Below are 20,696 nucleotides of genomic sequence, written 5' to 3' on the forward strand. Positions count from 1 at the left end.
CGTGGGGTGGATCGCTGTGACCTGCTGGTTCGCCTGGCTGGGACCTCCTAATCACCTCCTAAGTTTGGAAAGACTGGGTAGCTGCGCTGCCGCGGCTGATCTGGGGAGGAACAGATAGATCACGCAGGTTCTGTGCCCAGCCCCAGCCACCGGCGTCCGACGGAGCAGCTTTAGGCCGGCGCGGAGCCGGTCTCCCCCCAACGCACCCTCTAACTCCCATCCCGTCTGCCGTCGACCCACACACCGTGGAGCAGGCGCGGTGCCGGGCGTCCAGGTGGAGCGCGCCACTGTACGAACGACCTGGACGCCCGGTGCCGTGTCTGCTCGGCTCTGCCTGGGTCGACGGCAGACGGGATGGGAGTTCCCCACCGCAACACCCCACGGCCGGCACCCGCTCACAAAGCCCACGCCATCCCGGAGCCTGAGCGCCCCCGCCGGAGGCATCGTCTTGAGCCGCACTTGCGTGCCGCCTCGGCCGCATCGTGGTTCGTCGCCCATCAACCCGAGCTGTCAGGCGTGCGGACGGCGGCCGGGCTGGAGCGGGGCGGAGACAGGAGCGCAGGCCCGGGCGACGGGCCGCGCGCGCCGCGCTGTGCGCGGCGGGTGCCTTGATGAGGTAGAGAAACCTGTAACAGCTCTCCCGCTGCCCCTCGGCTACGCCGTGATGAGTGCGTCGGCGATGGCCTGCATGTCCTCTGTGATGACGTCGGCCTGGGCCTCGGTGAACTGGTCCGTCTTGTGGGGCTTGTTGGCGTAGCCGATGACCGTTGCGCCTGCCGCGTGGGCCGCCTGGATGTCCGTGAGCGAGTCGCCGATCAGGGTGCAGCTGGTGACGTCGATGTGCATCTGCTCGGCTGCCGTGATGAGCGGGAACGGGTTCGGCTTCATCAGGTGCGGCTGCTCGGAGGGCCGACCCACGATCTTCGTGACGCACTCCTCCAGCCCGTGGAGCCCAAGGAAGACCCGCACACACTCAGTGGAGTTGTTGCTCACCACGGCTACACCTCGACCGGCCGCGCGTGCTGCCTGGAGTGCTTCGGCTGCTCCTGGCGTCGGCTGGCCAGACACGGCAACGGCTCGGACCTCGGCGGCCGTGAGAGCCTGCTCGATCTTCTGGCCCAGTTCGGAGTCGGCCTCGTGTGCGATGCGCAGGACCTCGATGGGGTCGTCCGTCTGGGAAGCCTTCGCGCCCGCGGCTTCATCCTGAGCTGAGACGAGGGCGGTCAGCTCCCGCGCGACTTCGGGCGCCGGCAGTCCCGCGAACACGTCGCACACGGGTCCGTCGAAGTCGAAGAGGATGACTCGGGCGTTTGCCAGGGTCTCGGTGAGCGGGTCAGCGTGCGTCAAGGTCGAAGTCCCTTCCGATGGTCTCCCAGACGCTGTCGAACCACATCCGGGCCTGCTGGACCTGCTGGGTTCCGCCCGAGGACTCGCCGTCGTTGATCGAGTGATGGAAGAGGACGGTGTCCTTGCCCACGAGGTCGTAGATCTCGATCGTCTCGCCCTGGGCGACGACCTTGTTGGGGCGGATCGGGTAGTACCCGAAGAACGCGTCCTCGTTGTTGACCACATAGAGCTTGAAGAACTGCGTTCCGCTGTGTACCCGGACGCTGATCCTGGTCTCGGCGACCAGGCCGAGGTGCCCAAGCTCGGTGATGGCGTCCCGGATGCTGCGGGTGTAGCCGACCATGATGTCGTGCATGCGGTCGCGGAGCCGCTTATCGTCGGCGCCGTCCTCCATGCGCACAGGTGCGGCCTGCGGCACGGACATGTCCGGGACGAGTATCCGCATGGTGATGCTCGACGGGGTGAGCCTGCCGATCCGGATCTTGTCGAGCGGCTCCTGAAGGGCACCGTGCAGGGTCTCGCTGGAGAATCCAGCGAAGTCGATGGTGACGTGGTCCTTGGCGAAAGCCTGCTCCACATACGGCCGAAGTCCCGCCGGCCTTTCGGTCCGGTTGCGCACGTAGACGCCGCTGCCCTTGCGGGAGACCACGAGCCCGTCGTCTTCGAGGTCCCGTAGCGCCCGTTGGATCGTGGCCCGCGCGAACCCGTACAGCTCCGTCAGTTCCTTGTGGGACGGGAGCTTCTCGCCCGGCGCCAGCCGCCTCGTTCGGATGGCAGCGCTGAGGCTGCTGGCCACCTGCTCGTAGGGGGAACGCTCGTCGTCTGGGTCGAGGGGCTCGGGGACAAAGGTCATGAGTCGATCGTAGGCGACTGGGCTAGGTCAGGACAGTCATGGCAGTCATGTCGTTGACATGGCTAGCCATCCCCCCTAACTTCGAGATGTGACCAACCGGGTTAGCCAAGTTGGTCATCTGGTCCCTTCCTGCTCCTCGAAGGAGAAACTCATGCCGTCGTTCAAGGTGGACACGTCTACTGCTGTGGTGTTCGTGGCCACGGCTCCCACGCCGAAGCTCGTGAGCAAGCAGACCGGTGAGCGCGCGGTGGACCGGGAGACCGGTGCCGGGCTGTCCACGGTGGGTCTGCTGATCTCGGACGAGGGGGAGGGCAACCTCTACCAGGTGACCGTTCCGGAGACCGGTCTCCCCGACGGGCTCGCGCCGGGCATGCCGGTGTCGGTCATCGGCCTCAAGGCGCGCGACTGGGAGAACACGTTCAACGGCCAGACCCGTCACGGCATCTCGTTCCGCGCGGTCGCGGTCACCCCGGTCGGGGTCTGACCATGACGGATCTGTCGACGTTATGGGAGGTCGGCCTCCCGCTCGCCGGGGCCGGTGGCGGTCTTGGGTACGCGAAGGTCCGCGCGCCGCGTGTGTTCTGGTCGCTGGTGGGTCTGCCGGTGGCGACTACGCGGTTCGCGGTGACGTACCGGTCGACGATGGATGTGTGCGGGCTGACGGTTCAGCCGTCCCGCCTGCGGGCGTTCATGGTCCGCAACCTCGCCCGCCGACCCGACGTCCAGCCCGTGCCGCCGAAGATCCGTGGGGTGCGGGCCTCCTCGACCGGCCTGCGGGTCACCCTCCGACTCCCCGCCGGTCTGGAGCCCGCCGACGTGATGGCGGCCTCCGAGCGGCTGCGCCACGCCTGGGGCGTCCACTCCGTCCACGTGACCGAGACCAAGCCGGGGTTCGTCGAACTGCGGATGACCGGCTACAACGTCCTGCGACAGGTCAGGATGCCCCGCCCCATCGCCTCCGGCCCCATGACGGTTCCGGTCGCGCTGCGGGAGGACGGCACCGCGTTCGTCCGCGACTACCTCAAGGTCCCGCACGCGTTGACCTTGGGCGCGAACCAGTCGGGCAAGTCGATGTACCAGCGCAACCTGATCGCGGGCCTTGCCCGTCTCCGGGTCGCCCTGGTCGGGATCGACTGCAAGCGGGGTGTCGAACAGCAGCGGTACGCGCCGCGCCTGTCCGGGCTCGCGATTACGCCCGAGGAAGCGTCGGGACTCCTGGATGCGCTGGTGGAGGAGATGGAGGACCGGTTCGACCTGCTCAGCGACCATGGCGCCGCCGACATCTGGGAACTCCCGGACCACATCCGCCCTGTGCCCGTCGTGCTCCTGGTGGACGAGGTCGCTGAACTGTTCCTCGTGGCGACCAGGAAGGACGAGGAACGCCGGGACCGGATGGTCACCCAGTTGATCCGGCTTGGGCAGATGGCCCGCGCGGCCGGCATGTTCCTGGAGGTCTGCGGGCAGCGGTTCGGCTCCGACCTCGGCAAGGGCGCCACCGCGCTGCGGGCCCAACTCACCGGGCGCGTGGTGCACCGGGTCAACGACAAGCAGACCGCCGAAATGGGCCTGGGCGACATCGCCCCGGATGCCGTCGTCGCCGTGACGTCGATCCCGCCCGATCTGCCCGGCCTCGCGGTGGCCGGTGACACCTCCGGCGGCTGGTCCCGCATCCGCACCCCCGCCCTGACCGCGTCCGAAGCGGCCGCGATCTGCGCCGAGCACGCGCACCTCACCCCAGACGTCCCACGCCTCCACTCCTACAAGCCGGTAGTCCCCGCCTCTGCTGGGGCTGCCGGGCCTGTCCCGCTGGTAAAGCCGGTTCCGGCGACCAGCTGACACCCCTCTTCCCTCGGTTGGCGTGACCGTCTCACGCCAGGTCCCTACCCGACCCATGCCCGAAAGGAGGTGACCTCGTGTTCCGCACTCTCCGCCTCGACGCCGTACTGATCCAGGCCGTCATCGCCGGTGCCTTGTCCTTCGCCCACCTGCACGACCTGGCAGCCGCGGCCGGACAGGACGGCTGGAAGGCCTGGGCCTACCCGGTCAGCGTCGACCTGCTCCTCGTCGCCGCCTGGCGCCGGATGCGCAAAGACGGCGGCAACCGCGACGCCTGGCTCTGGTTCGCCATCGCCCTCATCGCATCACTCGGCGCCAACGTCGCCACCGCCGGACTCCTCGACATGAACGACGTCCCCGACTGGCTGCGCATCCTCGTCGCCGGATGGCCCGCCCTCGCCTTCCTCGGCGGCACCCTCCTCGCCCACGCACCCGCCCCCGAGCCCGAACCCCAGCCCGCGGCTGAGCCTGACCTCGAACCCGCTGCGCCGGACCTGGTCGTGGAACGCGTCCCGGACCCGGCTCCCGAGCTTCCGCCGGCCGAACCTGCCGCGCAGGACACGCCGTCGACACCCGAAGTCACGCCGGAATCCGTCACCCCGGCGCCCGCGGCTTCGGTGCCGCCCGCGCTGCTCGACCACGCCCGGAAGATCGCGGACGCCCATCACGCCCAGACCGGCGCCCCCATCGACGCGGCCACCCTCCGCACCCGCCTCGGCATCCCGGCACCCCTGGCCGACTCCATCGCCCTCCAACTCGCCTGACCAGAAAGGAGGTAAGACCCGTGCGCCCGAATCGCTTCCACCACGTGATCCGCATCGGCCCGGTCCAGGTCGGCACCCACCACGACGGCCGGGGCCGCACCAAGCACACCGCCGTGTGCACCGCCCCGCGCTGCGACTTCTCCGCCGACTACAACACCCGCGCCGCCGCCGAACTCGCGGCCCGCACCCACCGCTGCAACCCCCGCTGACCCCTGAGGAGATCCGCGTCATGGACGTCCCGCTCTGGCTCGCCCTGATCGTCGTCGGGGGCCTCGGCATCAAGCTCATCCGCCCGCCCTGGTGGCTCGTCGCCGTGATCCTCCTCGGCGGCTACCTCCTCGCTGACAGCCTCTTCGCCCCGCTCATCGACCCGATCGCCAAGTAGGGAGACCCCCGTCATGCTCCAGCCCCGCATCCCGGTCAACCCGCTCCCGACCGGCCACACCATCCCGATCCACAAGCCCGCCCCCGTGACCGACATCGAGCCGACCCAGGCCCCCATCCCGGTACCGGTCGTCCCCGCCCGGACCACGGTCCAGCTCACCCCGGGCAGCGCGCTCGCCCTCGCCGCCGGCGGTGGCGCCGTCGTCCTGGTCGTCGGCACGGTTCTGGTCTCGATGCTTCTCGCGGTCGCCATCACCGGGGTCTCCGTCGCCCTGATCGCCGTCGTCGTGCGCCTCGTCGTCCGCGACATGCAGAAGGGCCGGTGACCCTCATGGACACGCAGACGATTGCCGCCGCGGGCTTACCGGCCTTGGGCTGGGCCCTGCACGGCGGGCTGCTCTGGCGCCGCCTGGCCACCGCCCGACGCGACCCCCTGACCGGCCTCCACACCCGCGCCGGATGGACCACCCGCGCCGAACACCTGCTGGCCAAGCACCCCGGCGCCCTCGTCCTCCTGGTCGACCTGGACGACTTCAAGGCCATCAACGACACCCACGGCCACGCCGCCGGAGACGCCGTCCTCACCGCCACCGCGGGGCGCCTGGCTGACTGGTGCGGGCGCCACGGCTTCGCCGCCCGCCTCGGCGGAGACGAGTTCGCCGTCATCGTCACCGACCCCGGCCACACCGCCGGCCTTTTCGCCCTCCGGATCGCCCTGGACCAGCCGGTCGACCACAGCGGTCACGTCCTGTCGGTCTCGGCCTCGGTCGGCCACTGCCACCGCGACCAGCTGCCGGTCCCGACCCTCACCGACGCCCTCTCGGCCGCCGACGCCTCGATGTACGCGGCCAAGGGCCACGGCAGGCGCAACACACACTGAGCGGCCCCCGGGACGGCCTTGGTCGCCAAACTTCCGCCGCCCCGGGCGCCTGAACACCCTCCAGATCCAACGGACCCGAAAGGGAAACCTCATGATGCCCCAGCCCCGGACCCCGCGCGTCTGCTCCCACTGCGACGGCTTCCCCGTCGTCCACATCACCACCGGTATCACGCTGGACGGGCAGCGCAGCACCCTCGCCGCCGCCTGCCCCGCCTGCCAGGGCACCGGCACCCGCAACGCCCCGGCAGCCCTCGCCCGCGCGGGGAAGTGACCACGTTGACCGACACCGCCACTGCGGCGGGCCTGGACCCGGCCACCCTGAGCGACCTGCTCCGGGTGGCCGGGTCTCCCGGCTTCGACCGCCTCACCGAGCAACTCCGCCGCACCGGCGGCTGCACCGCCCCCATCCGCCTCACCGGCGGCACCAAGACCCTCGACCCCGCCACCCGCACCGTGCTCCACGCCTACAACACTGACGCCGAGCCCGGAGGCGTCCTGCGGGTCGCGTGCGGCAACCGGCGGGCCTCCCGCTGCCCCTCCTGCGCTTGGACCTACGCGGGCGACACCTACCACCTCATCCGCGCCGGACTCGTTGGTGCCCCGGACAAGGGCACCCCCGACACGATCCGCGATCACCCCCGGGTCTTCGCCACCCTCACCGCCCCGTCCTTCGGCCCCGTTCACAACCGGCCCGGGACCCGCCCCTGTCGCTGCGGCACCCGTCACGCCGAGGACGCCCCGGAGCTGGGCACGCCGCTCGACCCGGCCGCGTACGACTACGCGGGTGCGGTGCTGTGGAACAACCACGCCTCCGAGCTTTGGCGCTACTTCACGATCTACCTCCGCCGCGAGATCGCCGCCCGCGCCGGTCTCACCCAGAAAGCCGCCCGCGAACAGTCCCGCGTCTCCTTCGGCAAGGTCGCCGAGTACCAGAAACGCGGCGCCGTCCACTTCCATGCCGTCATCCGCTTCGACGGCCCTGAAGGCCCTCACACCCCGCCCCCGGCCTGGGCGACCCTCGACCTCCTCACCGACGCCATCCACGCCGCCGCCGCCCGCGTCCACATCGTCGTACCCGCTGCCCCGGCGTACGGCGTCGGCCAGGACCTGACGCTCACCTGGGGCACCCAGCTCGACGTCCAGCCCATCGGCGCCTTCGGTCAAGGCGAGGAACTGACCGAACAGGCCGTCGCCTCCTACGTCGCCAAGTACGCGACCAAGGCCGCCGAGACCACGGGCACCGTCGACCGCTCCGTCGGCAACAAGGAAGTCCTGATCCTCCTCGACGTCCCCGACCACACCCGGCGCCTCATAGAAACCTGTATGGACCTGGACGCGGCCTACCCGAACCGACGCCTCCGCGCCTGGGCGCACATGCTCGGCTTCCGCGGCCACTTCTCCACCAAATCCCACGCCTACTCCACCACCCTCGGCGCCTTACGCCAGGTCCGCGCCGACTACCGCGCCCACCAGCAACGCACCGCCCTCGGCCTCCCCAACCCCGACGAACACCCCGAGTCCACCCTCCTCGTCGTCGCCCACTGGACCTACGCCGGCCACGGCACCACACCCGGCGAATCCTGGCTCGCCGCCAACATCCGCCGCGACATCCAACACAACCGCGAACACGCCCGCGAGATCCGCGCCCAGCTCGAAGCGTCCACCGAACAGGAGTGGTGACCCATGTCCGCACGTCTGCTCACCGTCGACCAGGTCGCCGAACTCCTCGGCACATCCGTCCGGTTCCCCCGGCGACTGATCGAGGAACGACGCATCACCTTCGTCAAGGTTGGTCGCCACGTCCGCATCCCCGAGCACGTCATCCAGGCGTACATCGAGACCCACACCGTGCAGCCCATCGAGCGTCGCTATGGGCAGGTGGCCTGATGGCGAACCGTAAGGGCCAGCGCCGCCGGTTCGGCACCGTCCGACAGCTTGCGTCCGGCCGCTGGCAGGCTCGCTACCGCGACCCGCTGTCGGGGGAAACGAAGTCGGCGCCGCACACCTTCGACACCAAGACGGACGCCCTCGTCTGGCTGACCACCATCGAGGCGGAGATCATCCGGGGCACCTACCAGGCCCCCGACGCGGGCAAGGTCGCCTTCGGGCCTTACGCCGACGACTGGTTGAAGCACCGCAAGCTGGAGGACCGCACCCGGGAGCGGAACGAAAGCGTGATCCGGCTGCACATCAAGCCGACCTTCGGCGCCGGGACAGTGGCCGCGATCACCACACCTCGGGTCCGGGCCTGGCGCACCGCCCTCCTGGAGGACGGCGTGGGCGAGCCGACCGTCGTCAAGGCGTACCAACTCCTCCGCGCGATCCTGAACACGGCTCTCGACGACGAGCTGATCCGCCGCAACCCGTGCCGCATCAAGGGCGCCGACCGCTACGACGTCCCGGAGCGGCCCGTCCTCACCGTGGCCGAGGTGTACGCCGTGGCCGACGCCATCCGGCCGCACCACAGGGTGCTCGTCCTCCTCGCCGCCTTCACCACGCTCCGCTTCGGCGAGCTGGCCTCCCTCCGCCGCCGTGACCTTGACCTGACCCGCTCCGTGGTCCTGGTCCGCCGCGCACAGACCGAGCTGCAGAACGGCACCCTGGCCGACAAGGCACCGAAGTCCGCCGCCGGCGTCCGGCCCGTCGCCTTCCCTGCTGAGCTTGTCCCCGAGCTCGTTCACCACCTGGAGCACTTCGCCGGGGCTGGGCAGGACGGCCACCTGTTCCGGGGGCCCCGCGGTGGTCTCCTCCGACGGAGCAACTTCCGGGACGACTGGACCGCCGCCCGCGCCACCGCCGGCGTCTCCGGGGACGTGCACTTCCACGACCTCCGCCACACCGGGAACACCCTCGCCTCCAGCGCCGGAGCCAGCACCCGCGAGCTGATGACGAGGATGGGCCACAGCACGACCCGGGCCGCGCTGATCTACCAGCACATGACGAGCGACCGTGATCAGCACATCGCGGGCAAGCTCGGAGAGATGATCCGCCAAGCCCGTAAGGACAAGCCATCTGGCACGTAGGTGGCACGGCCGCGATCATGTGAAAGGGCCAGCGCCGGGGAATCATGCCCCTGCGCTGGCCCTTTTCGTGGAGCCCCCTGTCGGGTTCGAACCGACGACCCCCGCTTTACAAGAGCGGTGCTCTGGCCAGCTGAGCTAAGGAGGCAGCGAGTGCAGTGTAACCAACGACGTCCTGGTGGCGGTCGGAAATCTCACCGGCTGCGGAGTGCTGACAGATCGGGCGGCGGCGGGTAGCGTCACGTGCAGTTCACCCAGGTGGACTAGACCTCAATCCTTCCTTTACTCGGATCGTCCGGCACGTTCCTGCCGGTGAAGGGACACACCACCATGGCTTCCGTCACTTTCGACAAGGCGACCCGGGTCTACCCCGGTGCCACCAAGCCCTCCGTCGACCAGCTCGACATCGAGATCGCCGACGGCGAGTTCCTCGTCCTGGTCGGGCCCTCCGGCTGTGGCAAGTCGACCTCCCTGCGCATGCTCGCGGGTCTCGAGGACGTCAACGCCGGCTCCATCCGCATCGGTGACCGCGACGTCACGCACCTGCCGCCCAAGGACCGGGACATCGCGATGGTGTTCCAGAACTACGCGCTGTACCCGCACATGACCGTCGCCGACAACATGGGCTTCGCGCTCAAGATCGCCGGCGTCAACAAGGCCGAGATCCGCGCCAAGGTCGAAGAGGCCGCGAAGATCCTCGACCTCACCGAGTACCTCGACCGCAAGCCGAAGGCCCTCTCCGGCGGTCAGCGTCAGCGTGTCGCCATGGGTCGCGCCATCGTGCGCGAGCCGCAGGTCTTCCTCATGGACGAGCCGCTGTCGAACCTCGACGCCAAGCTGCGCGTCTCGACGCGTACGCAGATCGCGGGCCTCCAGCGCCGTCTGGGCATCACCACGGTCTACGTCACCCACGACCAGACCGAGGCCCTCACCATGGGCGACCGCGTCGCCGTCCTCAAGGACGGTCTGCTCCAGCAGGTCGACTCCCCGCGCAACATGTACGACCGGCCCGCCAACCTCTTCGTCGCCGGCTTCATCGGCTCCCCCGCCATGAACCTGATCGAGGTCCCGATCACCGACGGCGGCGTGAAGTTCGGCAACAGCGTCGTCCCGGTCTCCCGTGACGCCATCGCCGCGGCCTCCGCCAACGGCGACACCACCGTCACCGTCGGCGTCCGCCCCGAGCACTTCGACGTGCAGGGCCCCACCGGCAAGGACGGCCTGGCCGTCACCGTCAACGTCGTCGAGGAGCTCGGCTCCGACGGCTTCGTGTACGGCTCCACCCGCGTCGGCGGCGAGGACAAGGACCTGGTCGTCCGCGTCGGCGGCCGTGACGTCCCGTCCAAGGGCACCACGCTGCACGTCGTCCCGCGCGCCGCCGAGCTCCACGTCTTCTCGACCTCCACGGGCGCCCGCCTCAGCGACTGACCCGAAGCCCGAGCCGGACCGACCCGGACCGGATCGACCCGAGCCGGATCGGACCGGACCGAGCCAGACCGGGCCGAGCCGGACCGACCCGGAGCAGAGCAGAGCAGAGCAGAGCAAGCTGGCTGAACGGCCCCGTATCCCCTGTGGATGCGGGGCCGTTCGGCCATCTGCCGCGCAAGTGGTGGTTTACCCCGGAAAACCCCGGCATTCAGGGTCCACCCCCACCCTCCGCGTCAACACGGGATTCGAAAAGCCACTTCGAACCATCCCCCGCGAGAGTGACTAAATGTCGCCATATCACTACCGGCCGCTACGCTCGCCTGCGTGACGCACACTGCCCGCCGAATCGGCCGCTCTCTCGCCCTCGTCCTGCCCGTCGTCCTGGTGCTCTCGGGAACGCTCGCGGTGTCCGCCGTTCCGTGGGCCGGCAAGGACTCCGGGACCCAGCTCACGGCATCCTCCTCCGAGGTCTCCGTCCGGGCCAAGTCCCGTGCCCCGCAGGACGTCCTGCGCGACCAGCTCCTCGCCGAGCTCCAGGAGAAGGACCCCGGCATCGCCCTCACCCACCTCCAGCGCGAGGTGGAGAACCGGCCCTCCCTCGCCAAGCACTGCATGTCCATCGCCCGCTCCCTCGGCCGCGCCGCCGTCGAGCAGTACGGCCCCTCCCGCGCCCAGGCCTTCTCCCGCCCGGTCTGCGACACGTCGTACGCGACCGGCGTGATGCGCGCGAGCTGAACAGCCCGACACTGAGCGACGTCGCGCGTCCGGACCTCTCGCGTACGGGGCGCCTATCGTTCCCCGTATGCACACCTCTCCGACGCAGGCCGTGGTCCTGGCGGGCGGCCAGGGCTCACGGCTGCGCCCCTACACCGACGACCGCCCCAAGCCGATGGTCGAGATCCCGGGCACCGGGACCCCGATCATCGGCCATCAGCTTTCCTGGCTCGCCTCCGAGGGCGTGACCGACGCCGTCGTCTCCTGCGGCCACCTCGCCGAAGTGCTCCAGGAGTGGCTGGCAGGCGCCGACCTTCCCCTCAAGGTGACGACGGTCGTCGAGACCGAGCCCCTGGGCCGCGGTGGCGGCCTCAAGTACGCCGCCGCGCACCTGCCCGCGCCGGACCAGCCCTGGTACGCCACCAACGGCGACATCTGGACCCGCTTCTCGCTCCGCGAGATGGCCGCCTTCCACGCGGAGCGCGACGCCCTCGCCACCCTCGCCCTGGCCCGCCCCCGCATCCCGTGGGGCGCCGTCGAGACCGACACCTTCGGGCACATCACCGACTTCATCGAGTCGCCGCCGTCGCCGTTCCTCATCAACGCGGGCGTGTACGTCTTCTCCGCCGCGTTCACCGAGCTCCTCCCGGACCTCGGCGACCACGAGCGCACCACGTTCCCCCGGCTCGCCCGCGAGCGGCGCCTCGCGGGCTTCCCGCTGCCCCAGGGGGCGTACTGGCGGGCCATCGACACCGCCAAGGACCTCACCGAGGCCGCCAAGGAGCTCGCCGCCCAGCGGGGCTGAGACCGAGGACGGGAAAGGGCGGCACCGCGTACGAACCGCGGTGCCGCCCTTTCCCGTCCTTGAGGGACCTCTCCCGGGTCTCAGCCCAGCAGGCCGCCGATCGGGTTCCGCGCGCCGCCCGACGTCGAGCCGCTCTCCGACGGCGTGCCCGTCGAGCCGGTCGAACCGCCGGTGGAGCCGCCGCTCGACGTGCCGCCCGTGGTGGTCGGGGTGTCGCTGGTGGACGGCGGGGGCTCCGGGTCGGAGCGCGTGGGCGTACGGCTGCCGCCGCCGTCGCCGGTGCCGGCGCCCTGCGTCGCCGTCGGGCGCTGCTCCTGCGTCCGGGGGGCCTCGCGGGTCGTCTCGGTGGGACGGGTCGCCTCCTTCGTCTCCTCCCGCTCCGCCGGGGCCTCGCTGGTCGCGGCGGGCCGGGGCGCGGTGGACGCGGCCTCGGAGGGGGCGCGGCGCGTCGGCTCCGTGGGCAGCGGGCGGCCGGGGAGGTGGTTGATCGGGTCGTCGTTGGGGCCCGGGACGGTGACCATCTCGGTGGAGCGGACCGCGCCGCCGAGGACGGAGCCGATGAGGAGCGTGAGACCGACGACGACGGCGGCGAGGAGGGTGCTGCGCCGCGTGACGCGGCGGCGGAGGTCCCACAGGTCGGCGCGGGGGCCGAGGGTGCGCCAGGCCTCCCCGGCGAGGCGGCCGTCGAGGGAGTAGACGGGGGCGCCGGCGATGATCAGCGGCGACCAGGCGGCCAGGTAGATGATGTCGGCGGAGTCGTAGACCGGGACGGTCTTCCAGCTGACGGTCAGGATGAGCGCGGCGGAGAGCATCGCGCCGACGACGGCGGCGACGCGCTGCCAGAGGCCGAGCACGGTGAGGACGCCGACGACGACCTGGAGGAAGGCGACGGTGAGTCCGGCGCCGACGGGGTGCTGGAGGGCGAAGTCGCGGAGGGGTTCGGCGAGGGCCCAGGGGTGGAGGGAGTTGAGCCACTTCACCATGGAGCCGCGCTCGCCGCCGTCGAAGTAGACGGGGTCGCAGAGCTTGCCCATGCCGGCGTAGATGGAGATGAAGCCGAGGAAGACGCGGAGCGGGAGGAGGACGACGCCGAGGTTCATCCGGCGGCCGGGGTAGTAGGCGTGCCGGACGGCGTCCTGGCCGTGGCGCTGCTGGGGCCTGCCGTCGGCCGTCTCGTCCTCGTACGGTCCGGTGGTCTCGGGCCGGAGGTCGTACAGGTCGTCGTACGCGCCCTCGGCGCGCCGCATGGGCGGCAGCAGCGGGCCGGAGTCGGCGGTCACCACGGGGGTGGGCATGGTGTCGTCGATACGCGGGATGGCCTGGGTGGAGCCCCCGTCCAGACCCGCGTGGCCGCGGCCGCCGACCGGGTCGAGCGTCGAGACGGAGGACTCGCGTACGGCCTGGAGGAGGCCGGTCGCGCCCGGCGAGGACTTGCCGCTCCACACGACGGGACGACGGCGCTGGCCGCCCGCTCCGGCCGCCGCCCCGGACAGGGCGGCGACGCGGGCTCCGGCGCCGAGCTTCGGCTGCGGGGCGGGCGCGAGCCGCACACGGAAGCTGGCGTGGTTCACGATCACCTGGGCGGGATCGGAATCCACCTTGACCATGCTCAACGCGGGCTGATCGTCGAACCCCGGCCGGGGCGTTCTGGTGTCCACACTCATCTAACCGAGTGATCTGGGTTTAGGACACTGCCTTGACGGCTCGCAAATGTCCGAGACCCGTCAAGATCACGCCACGGCCGGGGCCGGGGGTACCGCTGTGGCCGATGTCAGCCCATGCGGCGGCGGGCCGCCTCGTAGAGCACGACGCCGGCGGCGACACCGGCGTTGAGCGACTCGGCGCCGCCCGGCATCGGGATGCGGACGAGGAAGTCGCAGGTCTCGCCGACGAGGCGGGAGAGACCCTTGCCCTCGGAGCCGACGACGATGACGACCGGGCCGCCCAGCTCCTCCAGCTCGTGGACCTCGCGGTCACCGTCGGCGGCGAGGCCGACGACCGTGACACCGGCCTTCTGGTACTGCTCCAGGCAGCGCGTCAGGTTGGTGGCGCGGGCGACCGGGGTGCGGGCGGCGGTGCCGGCCGAGGTCTTCCAGGCACCGGCGGTCATACCGGCGGCGCGGCGCTCGGGGACGACGACGCCGTGGCCGCCGAAGGCGGAGACGGAGCGGACGACGGCGCCGAGGTTACGCGGGTCGGTGACGCCGTCGAGGGCGACGATCAGCGGGTCCTCGTGGTCGTCGAAGGCGGCCGTGACCAGGTCCTCCGGGTGCGCGTACTCGTACGGCGGGACCTGGAGGACGAGGCCCTGGTGGTTGAGGCCGTTCGTCATCCGGTCGAGCTCGGGGCGCGGCGCCTCCATGATGTTGATGTTGCCGCGGCCGGTGGCGAGGTTCAGGGCCTCGCGCACGCGCTCGTCGTTGTCGATGAACTGCTGCACGTACAGCGTCGAGGCGGGCACGCCGTCGCGCAGGGCCTCGAAGACCGGGTTGCGGCCGACGACCATCTCGGACAGGCCCTTGCCGCCGCGGCGGGCGACGGGCTTGCGCTTGGCCGCGTTCCGGGCCATCGCGTTGGTGACGCGGTACGCCTTGTGGCCCTTGCGGGCCTCGGCCTTGGGCGTCGGACCCTTGCCTTCGAGGCCCTTGCGCCGCTGGCCACCGCTGCCGATCGTCGCACCCTTCTTGTTGGACGTGCGACGGTTCCTGCGCTGGCTGTTCCCGGCCATGACTACCTAATCCTCGGTGTTGCGTACATAGGTCTGTAACTGAAGTGTGCCGCCCGGAGGCCCGAGCGGCACATCTTCTAACGGTTGCCCAGCGTCCAGCGGGGGCCGTCGGGGCTGTCCTCGATGGCGAGGCCGGACTGGTTGAGCTGGTCGCGGATCGCGTCCGCGGACGCCCAGTCCTTGCGCTCGCGCGCCGACTCGCGCTGCTGGAGCACGAGCCGTACGAGGGTGTCGACGACGCCGTGGAGCTCCTCGCCGCCACCGGTCTCCTCGGCCCAGTGCGGGTCGAGGGGGTCCAGGCCGAGGACGCCGAGCATGGCACGGACCTCGGCGAGGCGGGCGATGGCCTCGTCCTTGTCGTCCGCGGCGAGGGCGCTGTTGCCCTGGCGGACGGTGGTGTGGATGATCGCGAGCGCGTGCGGCACGCCCAGGTCGTCGTCCATGGCCTCGGCGAAGGCCGGCGGCACCTCGGCGGCGGGGGCGACGGTCGTCCCGGCCTTCTCGGTGGCGCGCTGGACGAAGCCCTCGATACGGGCGAACGCCGACTCGGCCTCGCGCAGGGCTTCCTCGCTGTACTCGATCATCGAGCGGTAGTGCGGGGTGCCCAGGTAGTAGCGGAGGACGATGGGGCGCCAGTTCTTCACCATCTCGGACACCAGCACGCTGTTGCCGAGCGACTTCGACATCTTCTCGCCGCTCATGGTGACCCAGGCGTTGTGCACCCAGTACTGCGCGAACGCGTCGCCGTAGGCCTTGGCCTGGGCGATCTCGTTCTCGTGGTGCGGGAAGATCAGGTCGAGGCCGCCGCCGTGGATGTCGAAGGCGGAGCCCAGGTACTTGTGGGCCATGGCCGAGCACTCCAGGTGCCAGCCGGGACGGCCGCGGCCCCACGGGGTCTCCCAGTCGGGCTCGCCCGGCTTGGTCGCCTTCCACATCGCGAAGTCGCGCGGGTCGCGCTTGCCGGTGATGCCGTCCTCGGCGGGCTGGCGCAGGTCGTCGATGTCCTGGTTGGACAGCTCCAGGTAGCCCGGGAAGGAGCGCACGTCGAAGTAGACGCTGCCGTCGGCCTCGTACGCGTGACCGCGCTCGATGAGGCCGCGCATCATCTCGATCATCTCGGGGACGTGGCCGGTGGCGCGGGGCTCGTAGGTGGGCGGGAGGCAACCGAGCGCCTCGTAGCCCGAGTTGAACGCCCGCTCGTTCTCGAAGCCGATGGACCACCAGGGGCGGCCCTGGTCCGTCGCCTTGGCGATGATCTTGTCGTCGATGTCGGTGACGTTGCGGATGAACGTGACGTCGTAGCCGCGGTACGCGAACCAGCGGCGCATGATGTCGAAGTTCAGCCCCGACCGGATGTGCCCGATGTGCGGGGCCGCCTGGACGGTGGCACCACAGAGGTAGATCGAGACCTGGCCCGGCGTGAGCGGGGTGAAGTCACGGATCTGCCGGGCGCTGGTGTCGTACAGGCGAATAGTCACCACTCCAGGGTAGTGGGCGTGTGGTAGTGCCCCGATACCTGTTCCCGGTCTCCGATGACGTTTTTCACCGGTACCGGTGGCCGCCGGTACCGGTGAACGCCCCGGGACGCGCCCGGTGGACGCGGACACGCCCGCCCGGCCGGGTGTCCGCGGCCGTGGTTACGCCCGCCCGGCCGGGTGTCCGCGGCCGCGGTTACGCCCGCCCGGCCGGGTACACGAGGGCCGTCGCGAGCGCCGCGAGGCCCTCGGCGCGACCGGTGAGACCGAGGCCGTCCGTCGTGGTGCCGGAGACGGAGACCGGTGCGCCGGCCGCAGCGCTCAGCGCCTTCTGGGCCTCGTCGCGCCGCTTGCCGACCTTGGGCCGGACGCCGACGACCTGCACGGCGATGTTGCCGATCTCGTACCCCTCGGCGCGGACGATCCGGGCGGCCTCGGCGAGCAGGGTGACGCCGGAGGCGCCGGACCACTCGGGGCGCGAGGTGCCGAAGTGGGCGCCGAGGTCGCCGATTCCGGCGGCGGAGAAGAGCGCGTCGCAGGCGGCGTGGGCGGCGACGTCGCCGTCGGAGTGCCCGGCGAGGCCGTACCCGTCGTTCTCGTCGGCGTCCCAGAGGAGGCCCGCGCACCAGAGTTCGCGGCCCTTCTCGAAGGCGTGGACGTCGGTGCCGATGCCGGTACGGGGCAGCACGGGGATCTCAGAAGCCATCGTTGGCCCTCCTGCGGGCGAGTACGGCCTCGGCGAGGACGAGGTCGAGGGGTCGGGTCACCTTGAAGGCCTCCTCGTGGCCGGGCACGACGACGACGGGCGCGCCGAGCCGCTCGACCATGCCGGCGTCGTCGGTGGCGCCCTCGCCGGTGAGGGCGATGGTGGCGTGGGCGTTGACCAGGGTGTCGTGGTCGAAGCCCTGCGGGGTCTGGACGGCGCGGAGGCGGGCGCGGACCGGGGTGGCGACGACCTGCTCGGGGTCGCCGGGCCTCTCGGCCGGCTCGACCTCCTTCACCGTGTCCGCGACGGGCAGCGCGGGGACGACGGCGACGGCCCCGTCCCGCACGGCCTCGATGACGGCGTCCACGGTGTCGACGGGGACGAGCGGCCGTGCGGCGTCGTGGACGAGGACGGTGGTGATGCCCTCGGGGAGCGCTTCGAGGCCGAGGCGTACGGACTCCTGGCGGGTGTCACCGCCGGGGACGACGAGGTAGTCGGTCCGCTCGGGGAGGGCGTGGGCGTCGAGGAGGTTCTTGACCTCGGGGGCGCCTTCGGGGGGTGCGACCACGACGACGAGCGAAACCGCGCGAGAGGCGGCCATCGCGCGGACGGCGTGGACGAGCATGGGGGTGCCGTTCAGCGCGCGCAGCGCCTTGGGGGCGCCCGGCCCGAGGCGTACGCCCCGTCCGGCCGCCGGGATCACCACGGCGGTACGAGGAGGACGCACTTCGTCTGTCATCGGTTGCACTCCGGCAGGTTTGTTTCCGCGGCCGACATGGGTATGGCCTCACCGTGCCGGACGCTCCGCCTTGACCGGGCCCTTTCCGTGACGACGGTCGAGGCGTTGCCGCCCGAGCACAGGGGTTCGGACGTAACAGGGGGTGCGGGTTCTCTCTCAGCGGTGCACACACGTGACTGACGCCGTGTGCGTACGGCCGTGCGTACGCTCCGCATGCGTACGCGAGCAGGTGTACGGAGACCTACGTCCTCGAACGTACGGCACGTGGCCGTGCGGACAGGGGCGGATGCAGGCCGGTAGCCGTACGGCGCGTGGCCGTACGGAGTGGATGTACGTGAACATGCCGCAGGGCCCGACGGCAGCACTGTGTGGATCACAGCACGCCAGCGGGCACCGCGGCATCGCTTCACTTGGTAGCGCGCTCAGTGACTTCCGAGCACGCTCAGGACGCGAGGACCTCGTCGAGGAGAGCCTCGGCCTTGTCCTCGTTCGTGTTCTCCGCGAGGGCCAGCTCGCTGACCAGGATCTGCCGCGCCTTGGCGAGCATGCGCTTCTCACCGGCGGAGAGACCCCGCTCGCGCTCGCGCCGCCACAGGTCGCGGACTACTTCGGCGACCTTGATGACATCGCCGGAGGCGAGCTTCTCGAGATTTGCCTTGTAGCGACGGGACCAGTTCGTCGGCTCTTCGGCGTACGGTGCGCGCAGCACCTCGAAGACCCGGTCCAGCCCGTCCTGACCGACCACGTCGCGAACACCGACGAACTCCGCATTGTCCGCCGGCACACGAACCGTCAGGTCGCCCTGCGCGACCTTGAGCACCAAGTAGGTCTTGTCCACGCCTTTGATCTGGCGAGTTTCGATGGCCTCGATCAGCGCGGCCCCGTGATGGGGATAGACCACGGTGTCGCCAACCTTGAACGTCATGTGACAGGTACCCCTTCCGTGGCTATCCAGGGTAACACGGATACGGCTTCTTCTGAATGGCGTTTTCGCAGGTCAGGGCATATCTCGGGGCTTGACAACAGCGACACGAACGTGCTGCGGAGGGCTTCCGGAAGGCGGTATTCGCAGGTCGGAGCGGCTGCGCGGACGGAGAGAAACGCGCACGTTACACCTACCCGGACCCCCTCCAGGGAGGGGTGATGCCCCAGATTGTCGGGTTCGGAGGGGCCTTCTTCGCCTACTCCGTTCGAGGATCGTCCACCCGTACGGATGCATCACGGAGGGATTCCGTAATTGATCAGTCGACGCGGGTCGGGGATATCCGGAGGTACGGCTCCCGGGAATGCGCGGCGGCCCTCGAATTGATCAAGGCGGTTATGTGAACAACAGGTCAATGGGTCGTGATCCAGCCACACCGGCCGACACTCGACGAAGGGGCCCGACGGGTCGCCGGACCGCCCCGGAGACGCCCGCGGCCGGTTAGGGGCGGGTCGGGTGCGGGACGGAGAGTGCGGCTCGGTAACCTAAGCGCGCTGACGCACCTTTAGTTGGCCCTTAGTTCCGCAGCCTGTCCGTAGCCTGATCCGTTCGTCCTAGGAGATGCCGCCGCCGTGAGCCGCAGCCTTCGACGCGGCGCCCTCGCCGCTACCGCCATCGTGTTCTCCATCGCCGCGCTGTCCGCCTGTGGGGCGGGCAACGACGCGCAGACGCTCGGCGTCCGGCCGGACAACGCCGCCGTCACCGTGGACGACGTCAAGATCCAGAACGCCCTCGTGATCACCCAGCCCGAGGCCGCGTCCAAGGGCCCGGCCGTCGTCTCGGCCACCGTCTTCAACAACGGTGACGCGGCCCAGACGCTCGACTCCATCACCCTGCCCGGCAGCAGCGCCACCGTGCAGCTGAAGGCGGCCGAGGGCACCGGCCCGATCACCGTCCCGGCCGGCGGCTCCGTCGTCATCGGCGGTGAGGGCAACGCCTCCGCCGTGATCGAGAACGGCAACCAGGCCACCCGCGACGGCAACGCGCAGAAGGTCGTCTTCAAGCTGAGCAAGACCGGCGACGTGAGCCTGGCCGCCTTCGTCGTCCCGGCGACGAGCTACTTCAAGGAGTACGGCCCGGCCGTGGTCCCCGCGCCCCCGGGCACCGAGCCCACCGCCACCGCCTCGCCCTCCGGCGAGACCGAGGGCGGCCACGGCAGCGAGGGCGAGCCGTCGGGCGAGGCGAGCCACGAGGCCGGTCACTGACCGCACCGCGCACCTGCGTGAAAGGGCGCCTTCCCCGGCCGGGGAAGGCGCCCTTTCACTCGTTCGGACGCGTCGTACGGTTCGGGGCCGAACACGTCGTACGGTCTACGGCCGGACGCGCCGCACCCTCCGCGGCCGGACGCGTCGTGCGGTCTACGGCTCGAACTTGTAGCCCAGGCCGCGGACCGTCACCAGGTAGCGCGGGGCTCCCGGGTCCGGCTCGATCTTGGCGCGGAGGCGCTTGACGTGGACGTCGAGGGTCTTCGTGTCACCGACGTAGTCCGCGCCCCACACCCGGTCGATGAGCTGCATACGGGTCAGCACGCGGCCCGCGTTGCGCAGCAGCATCTCCAGGAGGTCGAACTCCTTCAGCGGCAGGTCGACCTTGCCGCCCGCGACCGTCACCACGTGGCGGTCGACGTCCATACGGACCGGGCCGGCCTCCAGGGCGGCCGGGGTGACCTCCTCCGGCTCACCGCGGCGGCGCAGGACCGCGCGGATGCGGGCGACCAGCTCCCGCGAGGAGAAGGGCTTCGTCACGTAGTCGTCGGCTCCTATCTCCAGCCCGACGACCTTGTCGATCTCGCTGTCCTTGGCGGTCACCATGATGACCGGGACGTTCGAGCGACCGCGCAGCTGACGGCACACCTCGGTGCCGGGCAGCCCCGGAAGCATCAGGTCGAGGAGGACGAGGTCGGCCCCGTTGCGCTCGAACTCGTCGAGACCGTCGGGCCCGGTCGCCGCTACGGCGACTTCGAAGCCCTCCTTGCGAAGCATGTACGACAGGGCGTCGCTGAAGGATTCCTCATCCTCGACGACGAGCACTCGGG

24 protein-coding genes and 1 tRNA gene are annotated in these 20,696 nt (G+C 70.6%); 15 read left to right on the forward strand and 10 right to left on the reverse strand.

The features are described 5' to 3' along the window. Positions 1–654 precede the first annotated feature (654 nt). Positions 655–1,347: an HAD family hydrolase gene (locus tag ABT129_RS20600; protein WP_351903267.1), complete on the reverse strand. Its 693-nt coding sequence runs from the start codon at positions 1,345–1,347 to the stop codon at positions 655–657. Continuing rightward, entirely contained in the window at positions 1,334–2,200 is an 867-nt protein-coding gene (locus ABT129_RS20605) for a GntR family transcriptional regulator (protein WP_351903270.1), read from the reverse strand. Before ABT129_RS20605 ends, ABT129_RS20600 begins: the two co-directional genes overlap by 14 nt. Positions 2,201–2,351: 151 nt before the next feature. On the opposite strand from ABT129_RS20605, the gene ABT129_RS20610 reads away from it, so the two are divergent. From ABT129_RS20610 to ABT129_RS20660, 11 genes are all read left to right on the forward strand, one after another. Next, positions 2,352–2,684, forward strand: coding sequence for an SCO3933 family regulatory protein (locus ABT129_RS20610; protein ID WP_351903273.1), 333 nt, complete (start codon positions 2,352–2,354; stop codon positions 2,682–2,684). A 2-nt stretch (positions 2,685–2,686) separates the two neighbouring features. Next, positions 2,687–4,036: an FtsK/SpoIIIE domain-containing protein gene (locus ABT129_RS20615; RefSeq protein WP_351903276.1), complete on the forward strand. Its 1,350-nt coding sequence runs from the start codon at positions 2,687–2,689 to the stop codon at positions 4,034–4,036. A gap of 77 nt (positions 4,037–4,113) precedes the next feature. Next, positions 4,114–4,800 (forward strand): DUF2637 domain-containing protein, encoded by a 687-nt coding sequence (locus ABT129_RS20620; RefSeq protein WP_351903279.1) that lies wholly within the window; start codon positions 4,114–4,116, stop codon positions 4,798–4,800. 20 nt (positions 4,801–4,820) lie between these two features. Continuing rightward, positions 4,821–5,009, forward strand: coding sequence for a mobile element transfer protein (locus ABT129_RS20625; RefSeq protein WP_351903282.1), 189 nt, complete (start codon positions 4,821–4,823; stop codon positions 5,007–5,009). Between the two features lie 20 nt (positions 5,010–5,029). After that, on the forward strand, positions 5,030–5,185 hold the full coding sequence (locus ABT129_RS20630) for a hypothetical protein (RefSeq protein ID WP_314619884.1): 156 nt from the start codon (positions 5,030–5,032) through the stop codon (positions 5,183–5,185). A gap of 13 nt (positions 5,186–5,198) precedes the next feature. Continuing rightward, positions 5,199–5,510 carry a SpdD-like protein gene (locus tag ABT129_RS20635; protein ID WP_351903285.1) on the forward strand — a complete coding sequence of 104 codons (312 nt, stop codon included), beginning with the start codon at positions 5,199–5,201 and terminating at the stop codon, positions 5,508–5,510. 5 nt (positions 5,511–5,515) lie between these two features. Further along, on the forward strand, positions 5,516–6,064 hold the full coding sequence (locus tag ABT129_RS20640; RefSeq protein ID WP_351903288.1) for a GGDEF domain-containing protein: 549 nt from the start codon (positions 5,516–5,518) through the stop codon (positions 6,062–6,064). Positions 6,065–6,155: 91 nt separating this feature from the next. Beyond that, positions 6,156–6,335: a hypothetical protein gene (locus ABT129_RS20645; RefSeq protein WP_351903291.1), complete on the forward strand. Its 180-nt coding sequence runs from the start codon at positions 6,156–6,158 to the stop codon at positions 6,333–6,335. Between the two features lie 5 nt (positions 6,336–6,340). Beyond that, entirely contained in the window at positions 6,341–7,744 is a 1,404-nt protein-coding gene (gene repSA, locus ABT129_RS20650) for a replication initiator protein RepSA (protein ID WP_351903294.1), read from the forward strand. 3 nt (positions 7,745–7,747) lie between these two features. Beyond that, positions 7,748–7,951: an excisionase family DNA-binding protein gene (locus ABT129_RS20655; protein WP_351903297.1), complete on the forward strand. Its 204-nt coding sequence runs from the start codon at positions 7,748–7,750 to the stop codon at positions 7,949–7,951. Next, positions 7,951–9,087 (forward strand): tyrosine-type recombinase/integrase, encoded by a 1,137-nt coding sequence (locus ABT129_RS20660; RefSeq protein ID WP_351903300.1) that lies wholly within the window; start codon positions 7,951–7,953, stop codon positions 9,085–9,087. Before ABT129_RS20655 ends, ABT129_RS20660 begins: the two co-directional genes overlap by 1 nt. A 68-nt stretch (positions 9,088–9,155) precedes the next feature. Here ABT129_RS20660 and ABT129_RS20665 read toward each other — a convergent pair. Further along, positions 9,156–9,232, reverse strand: a tRNA-Thr gene (locus tag ABT129_RS20665). A 182-nt stretch (positions 9,233–9,414) separates the two neighbouring features. Here ABT129_RS20665 and ABT129_RS20670 point away from each other — a divergent pair. The 3 genes from ABT129_RS20670 to ABT129_RS20680 all read left to right on the forward strand — a co-directional run bounded on the left by ABT129_RS20670 (position 9,415) and on the right by ABT129_RS20680 (position 12,031). Next, entirely contained in the window at positions 9,415–10,512 is a 1,098-nt protein-coding gene (locus ABT129_RS20670) for an ABC transporter ATP-binding protein (protein WP_351903303.1), read from the forward strand. Positions 10,513–10,836: 324 nt separating this feature from the next. Then, entirely contained in the window at positions 10,837–11,247 is a 411-nt protein-coding gene (locus ABT129_RS20675; RefSeq protein ID WP_351903306.1) for a hypothetical protein, read from the forward strand. A 67-nt stretch (positions 11,248–11,314) separates the two neighbouring features. Next, positions 11,315–12,031: a nucleotidyltransferase family protein gene (locus ABT129_RS20680; RefSeq protein WP_351903309.1), complete on the forward strand. Its 717-nt coding sequence runs from the start codon at positions 11,315–11,317 to the stop codon at positions 12,029–12,031. Positions 12,032–12,111: 80 nt separating this feature from the next. Here ABT129_RS20680 and ABT129_RS20685 read toward each other — a convergent pair whose 3' ends face one another. The 6 genes from ABT129_RS20685 to ABT129_RS20710 form a co-directional block, all read right to left on the reverse strand. Then, positions 12,112–13,695: a DoxX family membrane protein gene (locus ABT129_RS20685; RefSeq protein WP_351903312.1), complete on the reverse strand. Its 1,584-nt coding sequence runs from the start codon at positions 13,693–13,695 to the stop codon at positions 12,112–12,114. Positions 13,696–13,802: 107 nt separating this feature from the next. Next, on the reverse strand, positions 13,803–14,759 hold the full coding sequence (gene rlmB / locus ABT129_RS20690) for a 23S rRNA (guanosine(2251)-2'-O)-methyltransferase RlmB (protein ID WP_351903315.1): 957 nt from the start codon (positions 14,757–14,759) through the stop codon (positions 13,803–13,805). A 77-nt stretch (positions 14,760–14,836) separates the two neighbouring features. Continuing rightward, positions 14,837–16,237 (reverse strand): cysteine--tRNA ligase, encoded by a 1,401-nt coding sequence (cysS, locus tag ABT129_RS20695; RefSeq protein ID WP_351903318.1) that lies wholly within the window; start codon positions 16,235–16,237, stop codon positions 14,837–14,839. Positions 16,238–16,430: 193 nt separating this feature from the next. Continuing rightward, on the reverse strand, positions 16,431–16,940 hold the full coding sequence (gene ispF / locus ABT129_RS20700) for a 2-C-methyl-D-erythritol 2,4-cyclodiphosphate synthase (protein WP_351903321.1): 510 nt from the start codon (positions 16,938–16,940) through the stop codon (positions 16,431–16,433). Then, entirely contained in the window at positions 16,930–17,679 is a 750-nt protein-coding gene (gene ispD / locus ABT129_RS20705; protein ID WP_351903324.1) for a 2-C-methyl-D-erythritol 4-phosphate cytidylyltransferase, read from the reverse strand. The genes ispF and ispD overlap by 11 nt, the downstream gene beginning before the upstream one ends. A 442-nt stretch (positions 17,680–18,121) precedes the next feature. After that, the gene (locus ABT129_RS20710; RefSeq protein ID WP_003953493.1) at positions 18,122–18,604 is read right to left on the reverse strand and encodes a CarD family transcriptional regulator; all 483 of its coding nucleotides are present in this window, start codon (positions 18,602–18,604) and stop codon (positions 18,122–18,124) included. Between the two features lie 629 nt (positions 18,605–19,233). Between ABT129_RS20710 and ABT129_RS20715 the strand changes: the two genes are divergently transcribed. Next, entirely contained in the window at positions 19,234–19,866 is a 633-nt protein-coding gene (locus ABT129_RS20715; protein ID WP_351903327.1) for a copper chaperone PCu(A)C domain-containing protein, read from the forward strand. A 153-nt stretch (positions 19,867–20,019) separates the two neighbouring features. On the opposite strand, the gene phoP is transcribed toward ABT129_RS20715, so the two are convergent. Further along, the gene (gene phoP / locus ABT129_RS20720) at positions 20,020–20,691 is read right to left on the reverse strand and encodes a two-component system response regulator PhoP (protein ID WP_466728736.1); all 672 of its coding nucleotides are present in this window, start codon (positions 20,689–20,691) and stop codon (positions 20,020–20,022) included. Positions 20,692–20,696 lie beyond the last annotated feature (5 nt).

Source organism: Streptomyces sp. NPDC002057 (assembly GCF_040296665.1).
In the GTDB taxonomy this organism is placed as follows: domain Bacteria; phylum Actinomycetota; class Actinomycetes; order Streptomycetales; family Streptomycetaceae; genus Streptomyces.

Bases quoted from the DNA above. Each gene is read 5' to 3' on its own strand.
- ABT129_RS20605 (WP_351903270.1), bottom strand. From the start codon at position 2,200: ATGACCTTTGTCCCCGAGCCCCTCGACCCAGACGACGAGCGTTCCCCC.
- ABT129_RS20610 (WP_351903273.1), top strand. From the start codon at position 2,352: ATGCCGTCGTTCAAGGTGGACACGTCTACTGCTGTGGTGTTCGTGGCC.
- ABT129_RS20615 (WP_351903276.1), top strand. From the start codon at position 2,687: ATGACGGATCTGTCGACGTTATGGGAGGTCGGCCTCCCGCTCGCCGGG.
- ABT129_RS20630 (WP_314619884.1), top strand. From the start codon at position 5,030: ATGGACGTCCCGCTCTGGCTCGCCCTGATCGTCGTCGGGGGCCTCGGC.
- ABT129_RS20635 (WP_351903285.1), top strand. From the start codon at position 5,199: ATGCTCCAGCCCCGCATCCCGGTCAACCCGCTCCCGACCGGCCACACC.
- ABT129_RS20640 (WP_351903288.1), top strand. From the start codon at position 5,516: ATGGACACGCAGACGATTGCCGCCGCGGGCTTACCGGCCTTGGGCTGG.
- ABT129_RS20645 (WP_351903291.1), top strand. From the start codon at position 6,156: ATGATGCCCCAGCCCCGGACCCCGCGCGTCTGCTCCCACTGCGACGGC.
- ABT129_RS20655 (WP_351903297.1), top strand. From the start codon at position 7,748: ATGTCCGCACGTCTGCTCACCGTCGACCAGGTCGCCGAACTCCTCGGC.
- ABT129_RS20660 (WP_351903300.1), top strand. From the start codon at position 7,951: ATGGCGAACCGTAAGGGCCAGCGCCGCCGGTTCGGCACCGTCCGACAG.
- ABT129_RS20670 (WP_351903303.1), top strand. From the start codon at position 9,415: ATGGCTTCCGTCACTTTCGACAAGGCGACCCGGGTCTACCCCGGTGCC.
- ABT129_RS20680 (WP_351903309.1), top strand. From the start codon at position 11,315: ATGCACACCTCTCCGACGCAGGCCGTGGTCCTGGCGGGCGGCCAGGGC.
- ABT129_RS20685 (WP_351903312.1), bottom strand. From the start codon at position 13,695: ATGAGTGTGGACACCAGAACGCCCCGGCCGGGGTTCGACGATCAGCCC.
- rlmB (WP_351903315.1), bottom strand. From the start codon at position 14,759: ATGGCCGGGAACAGCCAGCGCAGGAACCGTCGCACGTCCAACAAGAAG.
- ispF (WP_351903321.1), bottom strand. From the start codon at position 16,940: ATGGCTTCTGAGATCCCCGTGCTGCCCCGTACCGGCATCGGCACCGAC.
- ispD (WP_351903324.1), bottom strand. From the start codon at position 17,679: ATGACAGACGAAGTGCGTCCTCCTCGTACCGCCGTGGTGATCCCGGCG.
- ABT129_RS20710 (WP_003953493.1), bottom strand. From the start codon at position 18,604: ATGACGTTCAAGGTTGGCGACACCGTGGTCTATCCCCATCACGGGGCC.